This window comes from Paenibacillus sp. FSL P4-0176, from assembly GCF_037975265.1.
GTDB classification, from domain to species: Bacteria; Bacillota; Bacilli; order Paenibacillales; family Paenibacillaceae; genus Paenibacillus; species Paenibacillus amylolyticus.
Genome location: NZ_CP150242.1, coordinates 2,858,280 through 2,872,621, shown reverse-complemented (window position 1 = coordinate 2,872,621; position 14,342 = coordinate 2,858,280). Strand labels below are relative to the sequence as shown.

Sequence of the window (14,342 nt, the reverse complement as noted above, 5' to 3'; positions counted from 1 at the left end):
CCGCCCCCACGCAAGGAAGGCGGTGCATGCAGACAACCCGTTCTGCCTTGTCCATATACTATATGAACCAGATCAGGAATACAGACGTTCAAGTTCGTCGACCAGACTGCCGACATAAGCAACCGCAGAGCGAATCGGCTCAGGTCCGGACATATCCACACCCGCAAGTTTCATTAACTCCTGCGGTGTGAGACTTCCACCAGCTTTGAGTGCATCAAGCCAGCGATCTACCGCAGGCTGTCCTTCTTCACGAATCTGCTGTGCAGCCGCTGTGGAAGCCGTCAAGCCTGCCGCATAGGTATACGGATATAGTCCCATATAATAATGAGGTTGTCTCATCCACGTGAGTTTAGCCCCTTCATCAATTACCAGATCGGGTCCCCAGAATTCGGAAAGGATGTCTCCTTTGAGCTGACTTAACGTCTTCGCCGTAATGGGCTCATCTTTGGTTGCGCGCGCATACACCCTGCGCTGTAATTCACCTTCCAGCAGATGTGTAACGAAGTTATGGTAATACGTGTTCAACAATTGCAAAATGACCCAGCGACGCATTCTCGGATTATCGGAACGCTTCAATAGATGATCGGCCAGAAGCATTTCATTCATGGTCGACGGCGCCTCAATGAAATAAAGAGATGGCCGTGTATTCGTGAGCCGTTGGTAACGTCCCGCAAGCATGAAGTGGCCTGCGTGCCCCACTTCATGGGCAAGTGTAAATGCTCCGCGCATATTGTTCGCCCATGAAATTAAGATATAAGAGTGTGAACCATATATAGAGGAGCAAAATGCCCCTGTGGATTTGCCTGCGTTATCTGCGTAATCCACCCAGCGATCACTGAATGCGCGCTCTACGATCTCGCCGTACTCCGGCCCAAGCACATCAAGTGCTTCTCGAATGAGTATGCACGCCTCATCATATGTAATGGCAGGGCTAAATTCAGGATCAAGCGGCGCCTTCAGATCACAAAACATCAGTTTGTCCAGACCCAGCTCACGTTTCTTGAGAGCCGCCAGTCTGCGCATATGAGGTGCGAGTTCCTGCTGGATAATATCCAGAATATTATTGTACATCTCTTTGCTCACTTGCTGTGGGCTGAGAAGCATATCTGTAACATCGTCGTAACCACGCAGCCTGGATAAAACAACCTGTTTCTTCACTTCAGTTGCATAACCTTCTGCGAACGTATTTTTGTAATCATTTAATGTCGAGCTGAATGCAGCATAAGCAGAACGGCGCAGCTTGGTATCAGATGACATCTCATAATTATTTTCATAGAATGACCAGGACAGTGGACGATTATTGTCCTCTCCATCAAGAGCATCGTCAAACGTCATGTCTGCCAGTTTACCGCGCAGATAGATACGGTATGGCGAATCCAGCACCTCTCCAAGTGAAGCGAGTACCTTCTCGGTCTCGGGCGTAAGCCGATGTTCTTTTTCTCGAATCAAACGCTCCAAACTGCGCGCATACGGTTCCAATCCCGGAAGTTCTTCAAGGTAACGTTCAACGGTTCCCTCCGGCAGATCAACGATCTCCGAATTGACAAAAGACAAGGACGACGACAGATTTGATAGGATATCTCCTGCTTTAGCTGAATTCTCAATATTGACCGGATTGGTGCTGTCCTCTGACTGCTTCAAGCGGGCATAAGAAGCCGTCTTGGCGATCCGCTCCTGCAAAGCTTCGCGCGCATCCAGACAAGCCAGCAATTGTTCAGCGCCTTCGCCAAGACGTCCTTTGAACGTTGCGATCTGGGCAGCAGCCTGAGGAAGTGATCGAAGCTCCTGCTCCCACTCTACATCGTTTACAAACAAGTCTTTCAGATCCCAAGTGGTTTCTGGGTTTACCTCAGCACGTGTACGTATTTTTTCCATCTTTAGTTGTCATCCTCCTTGCATTTCCAATATCTCTCATCGTATCATATTCTGCTCATCTATACATGACAATGATTACTCCTTATTACTCCGCTGGCAGAATAGCCTTTCGATCGCTGTTATCCCCGGATTTTTTGATTCACTTTTTTAAAGGTGAAAATCCGTTGATAAAGGCGAACACTTCGCTTCTTAAGTCTATTTCTGCCCGCTGCGTTTGGAGTAAACTATTGATCCACTGTCCAAAATTTAAAAGTAACTAAAAAACCGCTGGTTTATGGAAGAATCCATTTACCCGGCGGTTCGCTGTGACTATTACTTATTTAGCTTTCTTTCCAGATTACATTTTCGCCGTAATTTTTACCCCAGTTATACATTGCGTGCAGGACGGGCATCAGACTTTGACCGTGATCTGTCAACGTATATTCCACCCGAGGTGGTACCTCTGCATACACCTTGCGCTCAATCAGTTTGTCTTCCTCCAGCTCACGTAACTGGTTGGTCAGCATCTTCTGGGTAATATGAGGGATTAGGCGTTTCAGCTCACTGAAACGTTTGGTGCCTTCCAGGCCCAAGTGCCACAAAATAATCAGTTTCCACTTGCCACCGATCACCGCAAGGGTCAATTCCTTCTCACAGTTGATTTCTTTCAGATTAATCCGTTCCTTCACTTCGGACGCCATGGCTCCGAGCCCCCTCATCTTCAATCTTATATCGCGTATATTACACATATCACGGGGACACTTCTCACGAGGTAAGCTTTCCGCTCCATGCATGATGTAATAAGTACATTCATTCGATACAGCTATCTATTAATTCTACTACAGCCTGGTCGGGATGCAAAGTTTAACTGTAAATCACGGATAAAACCTATACAGATGACTGATTATGTATCGCAGAAAAGACCAGAACCCTTCATAATCAAAGGATTCCGGTCTTTCATCTATTCACTATTCCAGGTTCGCGTGGCGGCCAAACATATCCGCTCCGGTCATACCCTTCATTTCCATCATCGTAAGGATGAGAGCATCCATGCCGATTAACAGTCCTTGTTCGAACAACGAGCCCATCGGCTGAATGGTTACTGCCGCTCCGGAAGTTGCTGTGTCCTCTTTGGCTGAAGCCGGGAGACGCACTACCGTAGTTGCCAATTTCCCAATCGTGGACTCTGGCTTAATCGTAATGAGACCTACAGGCGCACCAGCCTGATTAGCCTTTTGAGCCATGGCCACCAGACTGCCTGTCTCTCCTGAGCCAGAGCACAGCAAGAGGAAATCTTTCGAGCTGATCCCAGGTGTTACGGTTTCGCCCACCACATATACACGAAGCCCCATCTGCATCAGTCTCATGGCAAAAGCCTTCCCCATAAGTCCTGACCGGCCTGCTCCTGCTACAAAAATCTGTTCCGCAGCCAGAATGTGCTCAGCCATCGCTTGCATCTCTGCATCGTCGATCTGGCTTAACGTACGTTCCAGCTCCTTCAAGATGTCAGCTGCGTACTGTGTTTTGCTCATCTGCTTACCCTTGTTTAACGAGACGTTGCATTTCAGCTGCAACTGCCGCTTTGTCTGCTTGTCCTGTGATACCGCCACCTACAATAACCAGATCCGGTTGTGCTTTGATTACTTCTGGCAATGTTTCCAGCTTGATTCCACCAGCGACAGCCGTTTTAGCATTTTTCACAGCAGCTTTGATCGTTTGCAGATCTTCGAACGGGCTTTGTCCTTCAGCTTGTAGGTCATAACCTGTGTGTACACAGATGTAATCTACGCCAAGCGCATCAATTTCACGAGCACGTTGTTCCAGGTTAGGCACGTTGATCATGTCCACAAGAACTTGTTTGTTTTGTTTCTTCGCTTCTGCTACTGCACCTTTGATCGTACTGTCATTGGTTGCCCCAAGCACAGTGATTAGATCCGCACCAGCTTCAGCTGCTTTCATGATTTCATAACCACCAGCATCCATGATTTTAAGGTCTGCAAGAACTTGCAGATTAGGGAATGCTTCTTTCATTGCTTTAACCGCGTGCAAACCTTCATTAATAACGATTGGAGTACCAATCTCAACGATATCAATATATTGTTCAACCTCTTTAACCAATGCGATACCTTCAGGGATATTTACCAAGTCAAGCGCCAATTGCAATTTCATCATTTATTTCTCCTTTGTTGTTCAAATATGATTCGTTCCTGTAAAAATAATAATCAGATATTTAGCCTGCACCAATTTGTCTGTTCAGATGCATGCAGTGTTTGTTTTGGCTACTCACTCATTGTAGACCCTGACTATCCATTCAGGAAGTACGCACTTTGAAGTGGGGTAGTTACTTGCACGATACTATTGATAATTGTTCGTTGTTAGGTGAACCTATATAGAATTAATGCTCTATTCCAATCCACACGCTTACAGCTGAACAGCAGCCTAATCTTCCAATTATATATTCAATATAAAAGACCCCGCCACATGGCAGGGTCTTTATCTTTATCGTTTCATTTTCAATCCAGCCAAAGCTGGTTTAGAAATTTATCATTTTACAGATATACAGGTTTCACGCATACCGGCTTGGATACACCTGTGCTGTGACCAGTGTATTTCAGACGTCCGCTCTCCTGATCTACCGTGAATGTCACGAGGTTGTTCGTATCGCGGTTAGCTGCAATCAGCAATTTGCCGTTAGGTGTCAGCGCAAAGTGACGCGGGTGCTCACCTTCAGCAGATACATGCTCAACCAGTGTCAGGTGACCTTTGTCTGCATCTACTGCAAATACAACGATGCTGTCATGTCCACGGTTAGAACCATATACATAACGTCCATCATTGGAAACCGTGATTTCGGCTGTTGTATTCTCTTTGCCATCATATCCATCAGGCAATGTGGATACAGTAGACAATTCAGTCAACGTGCCCGCTGCTGCATCATATTTGAACGAAGTAATGGAAGAATCCACTTCATTGATAACATAAGCGAATTCACCATTCGGATGGAATGCCAAGTGACGTGGGCCTGCTCCCGGATGTGTTTTGGTTTCACTGTGCAGCACAAGTTCATTTTTGTCTGCATCAATAGAATAGATCGCGATGTTATCTGCGCCGAGATCCTGTACCATCATGTATTTACCATCCGGGCTGAAGAATGCGGAGTGAACATGTGGCTTGTCCTGACGCTCAGGATGCGCACCTTGGCCTTCATGTTTCTTCTCGTCCAGAAGCGCTCCAACTTCACCGTTATCCGTCAAGGCTTGCAGACCTACCAGACCACCGTGGTAGCTGGAGAGAATCAAGTATTTTCCGGAAGGATCGCGCTGGATATGACATGGTGGAGCTGAAATGGAGTCATTCCGGTTCAGCAACGTTAATTTTCCTGTAGAAGGATCAATGCTCAGAGCTACAGCTTCAGACATTTTATTGCCTTCAGCTGACGCTGTTTCACCAATCGCATACAGTTTATTACCCTCAGCATCCACGTTGACAAACGTTGGGTTTTTCACGCCCGCGATGCCGTCAAGCTTGGACAAGCTGCCTGTATCCTCATTCAATTCATATGCATAAATGCCCTCATTTTCCGCTTCGGCGTAAGAGCCGGCAAGTACGAGCAAGCGTTTTGATTCACTCATTACAGTTTCCTCCTCTATGTGTATGTAATCTTGTTGCACCTCTTCTATAATAAATCTGCCATATCAAAATAGCAATCCGCTGTCGCTGCCCATCAGGGAAATCCTTAGTTAAGCAAGGCGATTACTACACATCATCATACTGAAATCCATTCATATGAGGTGCATCTTCTGCTATGATAAGATAGGTTTTTCATCCAGAAGGGACTGAGTTGCATTGCTTCACTCATTTTTACTTACGTTATACCATGTGTTCCTGCCGATATCACTTCCCGTGATCGGAGGTATTCTGTTAAAACGCTTTAAGAATTGGGATACCCGGTCGCTCTCGACCTTTTCCCTTTATATTTTGAGCCCTGCGCTCATCTTCAATACATTGCTGCATGCAGAGATTACCTGGACGGACGTCACCAGCACGTTCTGGTTCTCTATTATTAATCTGATTGCTCTGTGGGCCCTCGCCGAGCTATTAAGCCGGGTTTTCCGTCTGGGTGCAAGCGAAAAAGCGGGTCTCACCCTCGTCTCCACGTTTACAAACTGCGTGAATTACGGGCTCCCGCTGGTACTGCTTGCCTTTGGTCAACTTGGACTGGACAAGGCTTCCGTCTATGTCATTGGACAGATGATCATTGTCAATACGGTAGGTATCTTTTTTGCCGCAAGATCCCAATTCACGGTAAAAGATGCGATTCTGTCCGTTTTCCGCATGCCATCCATCTATGCTGCTGGCATCGCCATTATGCTACGTGCGTCCAATCTGAGCCTGCCTGACGCACTCGATGGAGGCATCTCCATGATGGCTGCGGGTTACTCTCCTGTCGTTCTCGCCATTCTGGGAGCACAGATGCTCAGACCAAAAGGTGCTACAGTGCCCTGGCTGCCCAATGTACGCCGAGCCTTCTGGACCGGACTTGTGGTCCGTCTCGCAGCTGCGCCCATCCTCTCCTGGGTGATTCTGACCGCGCTTCAGGTCGAGGGTACGTTGTTCAGTGTGCTGCTGATCCTCGCATCGATGCCGACCGCAGTGAACGCCGTTATTTTGGCTGAACAGTTCAATGCTTCTCCGCAGTTTGTATCCCGTTGCATCCTGTGGACAACCGCTGCATCCATGTTGATGCTGCCGATTATGATTGTGATGGCTTCCTGATTAGTACCGGAGGCGACACCGACGCTAGATCCGCTTGTCGGCGTTTCTCCAACCGGCGTTCATAACGCCGGTTGAGCGCTCTGACGTAGAAGAATTTTACGACAAAGTACGAAATCACACCCAGAATGACACCAAACACGGACATGCCTGCCAGAATATCCAGTCCACCAAGCAACAATTCACTCACGGCCGACCAGTTCCCGCGAAACAGCTCCATGAATGCACTCTCATGTACCGGTCCTTGTCCCATGCTGTGAGCAGGTAGAATCCAGGAACCAATCTGCTTCGCGAGCGGCATCAGAATGATAGGCAAAAACGTAAGTTTTCCAATCACGTTACCAACAATCGCTGCTGGCATCGAACCCCCAGACAGTCGCACAATTGGGTAGAATATGAGATATATCAGGGATGCGGTCGAGATCACGATCAGCTCCAGTCCGAACCCTATTGCAAATCCGGTGGATACTTTATGAGCACCTCCGGGAGCACGTAACAATTTGAGGAAATTCAGCTTCATAGCACGTGTTAAACGTACCCAGAGGTTAGTCTTGCGCTTCTGTGTGTTCATACCGAATTTCTCCTTATTTTGTACAAATGACGACTTGAATCGTCTATTCTTCAGTATATCACACCGCGTTAGCTCCAGTGATAACAATGACTGGCTGTGTCTCCATCTGGACATTACCTGCCACCGCTCGGGAGATCATACAGGAGGATTCAGCCTTATGCGCCAAGCGCTCAGCCTTTGTCAGATCCGCCTCAGAGGCATCTGCGCTGAGCACAATCCGGGGTCTATGTACGATCCGTTCGTACGTAAATACGTTATTCGTAACATCTACCGTTGCTTCCGATTCAAGCGTTAATTCATCCGGCGTAATATCCGAACGCTCCAGCATCGCTGCCAGCGTGATCAGGTAACAGGTGGAGGCTGCACCCAGCAGCATCTCGTCCGGGTTAGTTCCCGTACCGGGTCCGCCCATCTCCTGCGGAATCGATATGACCGTTTTTAATCCACCTGCATCGATTGTTCCCTCACTGTTACGCCCACCATTCCATACCGCTTTCAGATGAAAAGGATGTTTCATGACATTCATTCCTTTCTTGTTTACACACGTATACACGTAATATTCTGCTCAATCAATGCGCTAACGTGCTCTTCATCTACACCCTGATCTGTAATCACTTTGCCCACACTGCTCATCGCAGCAACTCTGGTAAACGCCTGTATGTTAAATTTGCTGGAATCTGCAAGTAAAATGACCTCATCCGCAATATGGATCATTTTCTGCTTCACCAAGGCCTGTAATTCATTGGATTCACTGATGCCTTTGGTCAGATGCACTCCTTTGCAAGACAGAAATACTTTATCCACATGATAGGCATCAAGCGAACGTTCCGCCAGCGGTCCTACAAAAGACAATGACTTCGAAGCCAGTTGCCCACCTGTGGCAATCACACGAATCTGCTCCTTGTTACTCAGCTCTGCAGCGACCTTAATTGAGTTGGTTAATACCGTCAGTGGAATGTTTGGCAATCCTGCCGCCATATACCACGCCGTTGTACTTGCATCCAGAGCAATCCGGTCGCCGGATTCCACCATTTTCACCGCTTCGCTTGCAATTCTGCGCTTCTCTTCTGCATGCGCTACAGCCCGTTCCGGATACGGAATCTCCGACTGTAACTCATCCTTGTATTTTACGCTGACTGCCCCGCCATGGGACCGTCTGAGCCTGCCCGCCTGTTCGAGCTTGTCCAGATCACGACGAATCGTCTCTTCCGTCACCCCGCAGCGCTCACTAAGTTCGGTCACACGCATGCTGCCTTGCGTATCCACCCATTCCACTATTTTCTCATACCGTTCAGCTACGAGCATATTCCTTCACTCCAAACCGTTGATTATCCAGTTAATCCTGTTCATCCATCATACCACAGAGCGATGACAAGGAGAATTTGGACCATGTGCAAAAAGAGGGAGCTTTCGCCCCCTCCATTCCAGTCTTGAAGTGTATCTTATTTATCTTCTGCCATAGGGAACCAGCCTGGCGTGTGGATGATTGCATTCCACAATCCGTCAGGGATAACCAGACGCTCCTGATCCGATTTGGTCAGAATCGTCTCAATATCTTCTTCCCGTCCGCTCTCGATTTTCTCAACCCAATCCGGTTCAATAATCAGCTCACGTCCAATGGCAAGCAAAGGTACTCCCGTTTGAAGCGCCTCAGCGGCCTGATCAGCCGTATGAATTGAACCTACGCCAATAACAGGCAGTTTACCGTTCACACGATCCAGAATGAATTCCATTCTCGAACGCGTATCTGCTTCGCCACGTCTTGGCTTGGACCAGAACTCGTTCACAGAGACATGAAGGTAATCCAAGTTTTTATCTTTAAGCGCATCCACCAGTGCATACGTATCTTCCATTGTGAGTCCCGGTGTTTCCGGTTCTTCCGGAGAGAAACGGTAACCAATGATGAACGGCAGTTTGGTATGTTCGGCAACCACTTTCTGAATCTCATCTACTACAGCAAGCGGGAATGTCAGACGTTTCTCTACACTTCCGCCCCAACGATCTTCACGTCGGTTGGAATGCGGGGAGAAGAATTGCTGGATCAGATAACCATTAGCACCGTGAATCTCAACACCATCAAAGCCGGCTTCGATTGCACGACGTGTCGCTTCACCAAAGTCTTTGATAATCGAAGTAATCTCGGCATCCGTCAATTCTCTTGGTTCAGGAGATCCTGGACGCTCACTTGCAACCGCACTAGGAGCAACCACTTGACCCGCAGGTACAGCTTGTTCAGGTGTCAGACGGCCCGCATGGAAAATTTGCAATACGGCTACGGAGCCTTGTTGTTTAATGGTCTCAGCCAGTTTTTTCAGACCAGGAATGAAGCGGTCGTCATAAACACCAAATTGAGCTGGGAAACCAATGCCTGTCTCTGTTACATGCCCTACAGCCGTAATTGACATGCCCGCACCACCGGTGCGACGTGCATAATAAGCAAGTTCAGCGTCGGATATTGTACCATCAGCATTCGAGGACATATGAGTCATGGGAGCGAGCACGATTCGGTTTTTCAGTGTAATGCCAGTCGGTAGTGAAACTTGTTCAAACATCTGGTTAAACTTTGGATTCATTCGTGGTTCCCTCCTGATTATAAATATCTCTTTTAATAGATATATGAATATATGCGTTCACTTACTGTAATGATTATAGTTACGTTTCACTGCAATTGCAACTTTTCATTTTCAGAAAGGAAAAAAAGAGCAGAGTGTCTCCAGACTCTCAGCCCTCTTCATTTTCTTCACATCATCCAAAAGATACTCAGAAACTCCGAACGTAAGCCAGCTTCTGATCCATCTCTTCTACGCATTCGTAACAATCGTGTTCATCGTTGGCGACCATTGGGGTTACTGGATACAGATTCATCTCTGTACTGTTATACGATTTCAATAGCGGTAACAACTGAGTCACCCGTGTATTTGCCGGGTCAAGCCAGGTGTTGATCTCTTCTTCGGAAAGGATCGCTGGCATTTTACTGCCAAACTCACGTGTAACCATGTTTGCGCCTGTCATAAGCATCGTGCAGGTACGAAGCGGCTCTTTCCGTGTATCTCTTCACACCTCATATAACCCAGCAATACCAAACAGGCCACGATCCGGCATAACAACACGAACCGCATAACTTTTTTTGCCCTCTTGCCGCCAGTAATATAATCCGTTGCAAGGAATGACGCAGCGTTTGGTCTCTACCAGTTTGTAATAGGAAGGATTCTCATGTACTGTCATAAGATTTGCGTTAACGGCATCACGCCCCCAGAATGGAATGAACCCCCACCGGAACTCATCGAGTACACGCTCACCATCCTGATGCAAAATAATCGGCGTATGCTGGGTTGGGCTGATATTGTATCGGTTTTTGTAATAATACATCACTCGCTGAATCTTGAAATGATCTCTGACATCGTCCAAATCGGCTGCCAATGAAAAACGGTTGCACATGTTCAAGCACTACCTTTCCCTATGAGAAGTTGAACGTATTGTTTGTAATTTTAGGGAAATTATTCATGAACATTGAACAGGAAATGACTTATTTTGACACCATTAGGGTCGGATCAAGATATATTTCATGTTTTTCACGACAAAAACAACGACCTCGGACTCATTTCAACTCCAATATTACTTGTTACTATAATAGAGAATAAAATACATTTATTGGAGGTTTTAAGTATGAAAAGGAAATTTTTGATGAGCATCATGTTGTTCTCAGCGATTGCGATGTTTGGCAGTACCATCTATGCGGCAACCTTTCTGACCTACGGTTATCCCAGCACCACCATCCCCATTCGTACGTATAATTACGCCGCCGCATGGCAGACTCCCATGGACACTTCCCTTACCAACTGGAACAATGCAGGTGCCAAAGTTAAATTCACCAAAACAAGTAACTCCCCAAACACCATCACCGCAGGAAACTTCAATAATACAGCATATGGTGTCAACTACGCCTCCGTATCCGGCAGTCAAGTCGTAAGCTTCCGCATCGAACTCAATGCATCCACAATCACCCCTGACGCGACCAACTTATCCAACTTCATTCAAAGCGTATTTGTCCACGAACTCGGACACTCCATCTGGCTCGGTGACAACCCGACAACAAGCAGTCCTTCCATTATGTCTTACTCCCGTAACCGCAATTCCATGACCCAACCTCAAACTTTTGATATCAATAACGTAAAATCCAAGTACTAATCCGCTACGAACTTATCCCAAAAATCCAAGGAGGATTCCTGTCCATGAACAAAAATCGAGTATTAACGCTGCTTCTCTCTTCCATTTTCATTTTATCTGCTGTTGGATGTTCTTCTGTTACACCTACCGCGTCCCCATCCGATGCACCCATGACCATTATTGCTTCTGAAGATTACCCGAGTTATGGTAGCATTGGCGACCTGTCCGAGAGAGCAAATACCATTGTAAAAGGCAGTGTTGTTGAGACTCGTGTGGAAGCTTTAAACGATATCGTACAAGTTACTGATGCTGCCAATGAAAACGAGTTAACCCCCGCGTCCGATCCGGGCGGAGAGCCAGCTTCTTTTGACAAAATCTATACGATTCACACGATTCAGGTCGCTGAATCCTATAAAGGCGGTTACACTGCCGGGGAAAAACTTGAAGTGAAGCAACTTGGCGGACAACTTGGCAACACCGAGATTATTAATGATGACAACCTCAAGCTGATTCCTACCAAAGACTATGTACTCTTCCTGGAAACGTATGAAGACACCCCTGCCAGCCTGCTCAACTCCGTTCAAAGTCTCTACGTGATCAAACCTACCGCCAAGTCGAATCAGCCAGGTCAGCAACAATCACAGTCAGAAGTCATTGTGAGCGCAAACCCCGAGAATGACCTCACACTGCAACTGGAGGATCTACAAGAAATTCAGAACGAACAAAAGAGCGAATAAACTCTTATACGGTAATCACACCACACTGTTATTTCATCTCAGTACAGGCAGCTAATCCCCTCTACTGTTCAGTCCTACATAAGAAAATGAAAACCGTGCTGCTCAGCAAACTGGGCGGCACGGTTTTTTGAAGTTCCTTATTTAGACGGTGTATTAAGTCCAATAATCCATTCAGCCAGATCCTGTGTCTGTTTCAACAAGGCAATAGGGTCACGGAACCAGGATTGTTCTTCCGTCCATATGTACACTTTTCCATTTTTGATAGCAGGCAATGAACCCCAGATCGGATCTGCCTGAAGGTCTTTCAACTGAGACTTGCTGGTCAGCACAATGTAATCTCCAGCGTATTTGGAGAGCAGTTCTATGGAGAATTCATGATAGGCGCCCTGCATCAACTCGGATGGAATGTTCTTTGGTGCTTGCAAACCAAGCAATTCGTAAATGTTACGCCCTCCCCGGCCCGACTGATTGCCAAAAATGAAGACTTGGCGATCATATTCCTGCATAACGGAGAATGTAACATCAGCTGGAACAACACTCTGCACCTCCTGCTTGATTTTGGCAATCTCCTCATCAAAATCAGCCAGCCACTTCTCTGCTTCCGCTTCTTTGCCAAGGACTTTACCGAAATAGTTCACTTCGTCCTTGAGTGTCGGAAAAGTGATGGATGCGATCGAAACGGTCGGAGCAATCTTGCTATATTTCTCATAAGCCGCCTTGTCCGGATTCAATGTAATAATAAGATCAGGTTCCAGCTCCATCAATTGTTCAACGGAATCCCCTATCGTTTCAAGACCATCCATGTGACCTTCCAGATAAGGACTGTTCATCAGAAATTGGCCTCCACCAATCGGTTTGACACCAAGAGCAAGCACCGTTCCCAGATAATCTATGGCAGCAACTCGCTCGGGATGTGCAGGAATCTCTACCTCACCAAAGGTCGTATTTACCATTTGGGTTTCCACGACTGCCGGTTGTTCGGGTTCAGCCGCAACTTCGGATGTTTCTGCCCCCTGCTGGGCTGTTCCACAAGCACTCAATGTGAGTACAAGCGCAAGCGACATAATCGCTGATTTAAAATGGTTAAACATGTTGATTTCCTCATCTCCCTTATATTGATAATGATTATCATCATCAATTAAAGGATAACGTTCATCCCCTCCTGTTACAATGGATTGATTTGTTGCATTTAATGTACTTTTTGAAACTGATTTCGAGTTTTCCTGCTGCTTCAACCGATATTGCCCCGGTGTTATACCGATCTCTTTTTTGAACATACGATTGAAATAAAACGGGTCCATATAACCCACATACGCAGCAATCTCCTGTAATGAAGCTTCTGTGGACGCAAGCAGACTCTTTGCCTCACCCATTCGTAACCGAATCACATATTCTGTCGGTGTACATCCCGTCTGTTCCTTGAATTTGCGTGATACATATTGCGGACTGTAACTCAAGGACTGGGCAAGCAAATCAAGTGAGATGGATTCCCGGTAATGAGCTTTGATATATCGCAAAACCTGATCGGTAAGCGAAGGCTGTTGAACTTCGTTAAACATGCGACTCCGCTGTAACAATACAAGCTGTACCAGTTGAAAAAAATACACTTTAACCTGAATTTTGCCCACTCGCTCCTGCCCTGACCAACATTCATGTATATTCCGCACAAGCTCACGCAGCTCAAGTGTATGATCCGGCACTGTCGCCCAAGACTCTTCAAACGGATTACGCTGGTTCAACATCATTCGGTACTCCACAAGCACATTGGAGGGCAAGGTTGATTTGTACAAAATCAGATGTACCTCCATAACCCCTGTCGCTTCAAGTGTTAGACGTCTTCCTTTTCCCCCATGCAGCAACAAGAACTGGTTTGTAGTCCATACCTCTTCATCAAGCCAGACCTGCCCCCTGCCTTGAACATACACAAATGCACTCGTCGGTAACACATAATTGCGTATGAACTCGTGTGTTGCGAGTGATATAAGACGCACATCAAGCACGCGAACCTGAACCTGATCCCACAGCTTGATGTCATTCTGAATTCCCATATAAACTCCCTCTCCTAAGCGATCAAACACACACAATACCTTGGCATTGTGACTAAAAACCAACCTATAATTGATAATGATTATCAATTATAACAATGATGCAACCATCTTTGAAGCCTACCTTCGTTTTTGTTAGATGCTGCAAAATAAAAAACGGTCGAAATCCCTCATAGAGAGATCTCAACCGTTCTA

13 protein-coding genes and 1 pseudogene are annotated in these 14,342 nt (G+C 46.6%); 3 read left to right on the top strand and 11 right to left on the bottom strand.

The window, feature by feature from the left end; genetic code table 11:
• Positions 1-72 precede the first annotated feature (72 nt).
• The 5 genes from pepF to MKY95_RS13355 form a co-directional block, all read right to left on the bottom strand.
• The gene (pepF, locus tag MKY95_RS13375) at positions 73-1,875 is read right to left on the bottom strand and encodes an oligoendopeptidase F (RefSeq protein ID WP_339199138.1); all 1,803 of its coding nucleotides are present in this window, start codon (positions 1,873-1,875) and stop codon (positions 73-75) included.
• A gap of 320 nt (positions 1,876-2,195) precedes the next feature.
• Positions 2,196-2,555, bottom strand: a complete 360-nt coding sequence (locus MKY95_RS13370; RefSeq protein WP_036608849.1) for a helix-turn-helix domain-containing protein — start codon at positions 2,553-2,555, stop codon at positions 2,196-2,198.
• 267 nt (positions 2,556-2,822) lie between these two features.
• Positions 2,823-3,386: a 6-phospho-3-hexuloisomerase gene (hxlB, locus tag MKY95_RS13365; RefSeq protein WP_036608850.1), complete on the bottom strand. Its 564-nt coding sequence runs from the start codon at positions 3,384-3,386 to the stop codon at positions 2,823-2,825.
• Positions 3,387-3,390: 4 nt separating this feature from the next.
• Entirely contained in the window at positions 3,391-4,023 is a 633-nt protein-coding gene (hxlA, locus tag MKY95_RS13360; RefSeq protein WP_036670570.1) for a 3-hexulose-6-phosphate synthase, read from the bottom strand.
• 380 nt (positions 4,024-4,403) lie between these two features.
• Positions 4,404-5,486 (bottom strand): lactonase family protein, encoded by a 1,083-nt coding sequence (locus MKY95_RS13355; protein ID WP_076318669.1) that lies wholly within the window; start codon positions 5,484-5,486, stop codon positions 4,404-4,406.
• Between the two features lie 214 nt (positions 5,487-5,700).
• Here MKY95_RS13355 and MKY95_RS13350 point away from each other — a divergent pair, with 214 nt between their 5' ends.
• A complete protein-coding gene (locus tag MKY95_RS13350) occupies positions 5,701-6,630 on the top strand; it encodes an AEC family transporter (protein WP_036608854.1) in 930 nt (309 codons plus the stop codon).
• Here MKY95_RS13350 and MKY95_RS13345 read toward each other — a convergent pair.
• The 5 genes and pseudogenes from MKY95_RS13345 to MKY95_RS13325 all read right to left on the bottom strand — a co-directional run bounded on the left by MKY95_RS13345 (position 6,608) and on the right by MKY95_RS13325 (position 10,636).
• Entirely contained in the window at positions 6,608-7,198 is a 591-nt protein-coding gene (locus MKY95_RS13345) for a DUF2062 domain-containing protein (protein WP_036608856.1), read from the bottom strand. The genes MKY95_RS13350 and MKY95_RS13345 overlap by 23 nt on opposite strands.
• Positions 7,199-7,256: 58 nt before the next feature.
• Positions 7,257-7,715, bottom strand: coding sequence for an OsmC family protein (locus MKY95_RS13340; RefSeq protein WP_036608858.1), 459 nt, complete (start codon positions 7,713-7,715; stop codon positions 7,257-7,259).
• 20 nt (positions 7,716-7,735) lie between these two features.
• On the bottom strand, positions 7,736-8,503 hold the full coding sequence (locus tag MKY95_RS13335) for a DeoR/GlpR family DNA-binding transcription regulator (RefSeq protein WP_047842629.1): 768 nt from the start codon (positions 8,501-8,503) through the stop codon (positions 7,736-7,738).
• Between the two features lie 137 nt (positions 8,504-8,640).
• Complete coding sequence (locus MKY95_RS13330) at positions 8,641-9,771, bottom strand: NADH-dependent flavin oxidoreductase (RefSeq protein WP_339199134.1); 1,131 nt, start codon at positions 9,769-9,771, stop codon at positions 8,641-8,643.
• Between the two features lie 187 nt (positions 9,772-9,958).
• A pseudogene (locus MKY95_RS13325) lies at positions 9,959-10,636 on the bottom strand (SOS response-associated peptidase).
• A 228-nt stretch (positions 10,637-10,864) separates the two neighbouring features.
• On the opposite strand from MKY95_RS13325, the gene MKY95_RS13320 reads away from it, so the two are divergent.
• Together MKY95_RS13320 and MKY95_RS13315 are read left to right on the top strand one after the other, a co-directional pair.
• The gene (locus tag MKY95_RS13320) at positions 10,865-11,386 is read left to right on the top strand and encodes a hypothetical protein (RefSeq protein ID WP_076318667.1); all 522 of its coding nucleotides are present in this window, start codon (positions 10,865-10,867) and stop codon (positions 11,384-11,386) included.
• A 44-nt stretch (positions 11,387-11,430) separates the two neighbouring features.
• Positions 11,431-12,102, top strand: a complete 672-nt coding sequence (locus tag MKY95_RS13315) for a hypothetical protein (protein WP_076318666.1) — start codon at positions 11,431-11,433, stop codon at positions 12,100-12,102.
• A 137-nt stretch (positions 12,103-12,239) separates the two neighbouring features.
• On the opposite strand, the gene MKY95_RS13310 is transcribed toward MKY95_RS13315, so the two are convergent.
• Positions 12,240-14,150 carry an AraC family transcriptional regulator gene (locus tag MKY95_RS13310; RefSeq protein WP_339199130.1) on the bottom strand — a complete coding sequence of 637 codons (1,911 nt, stop codon included), beginning with the start codon at positions 14,148-14,150 and terminating at the stop codon, positions 12,240-12,242.
• Between the last annotated feature and the right edge of the window lie 192 nt (positions 14,151-14,342).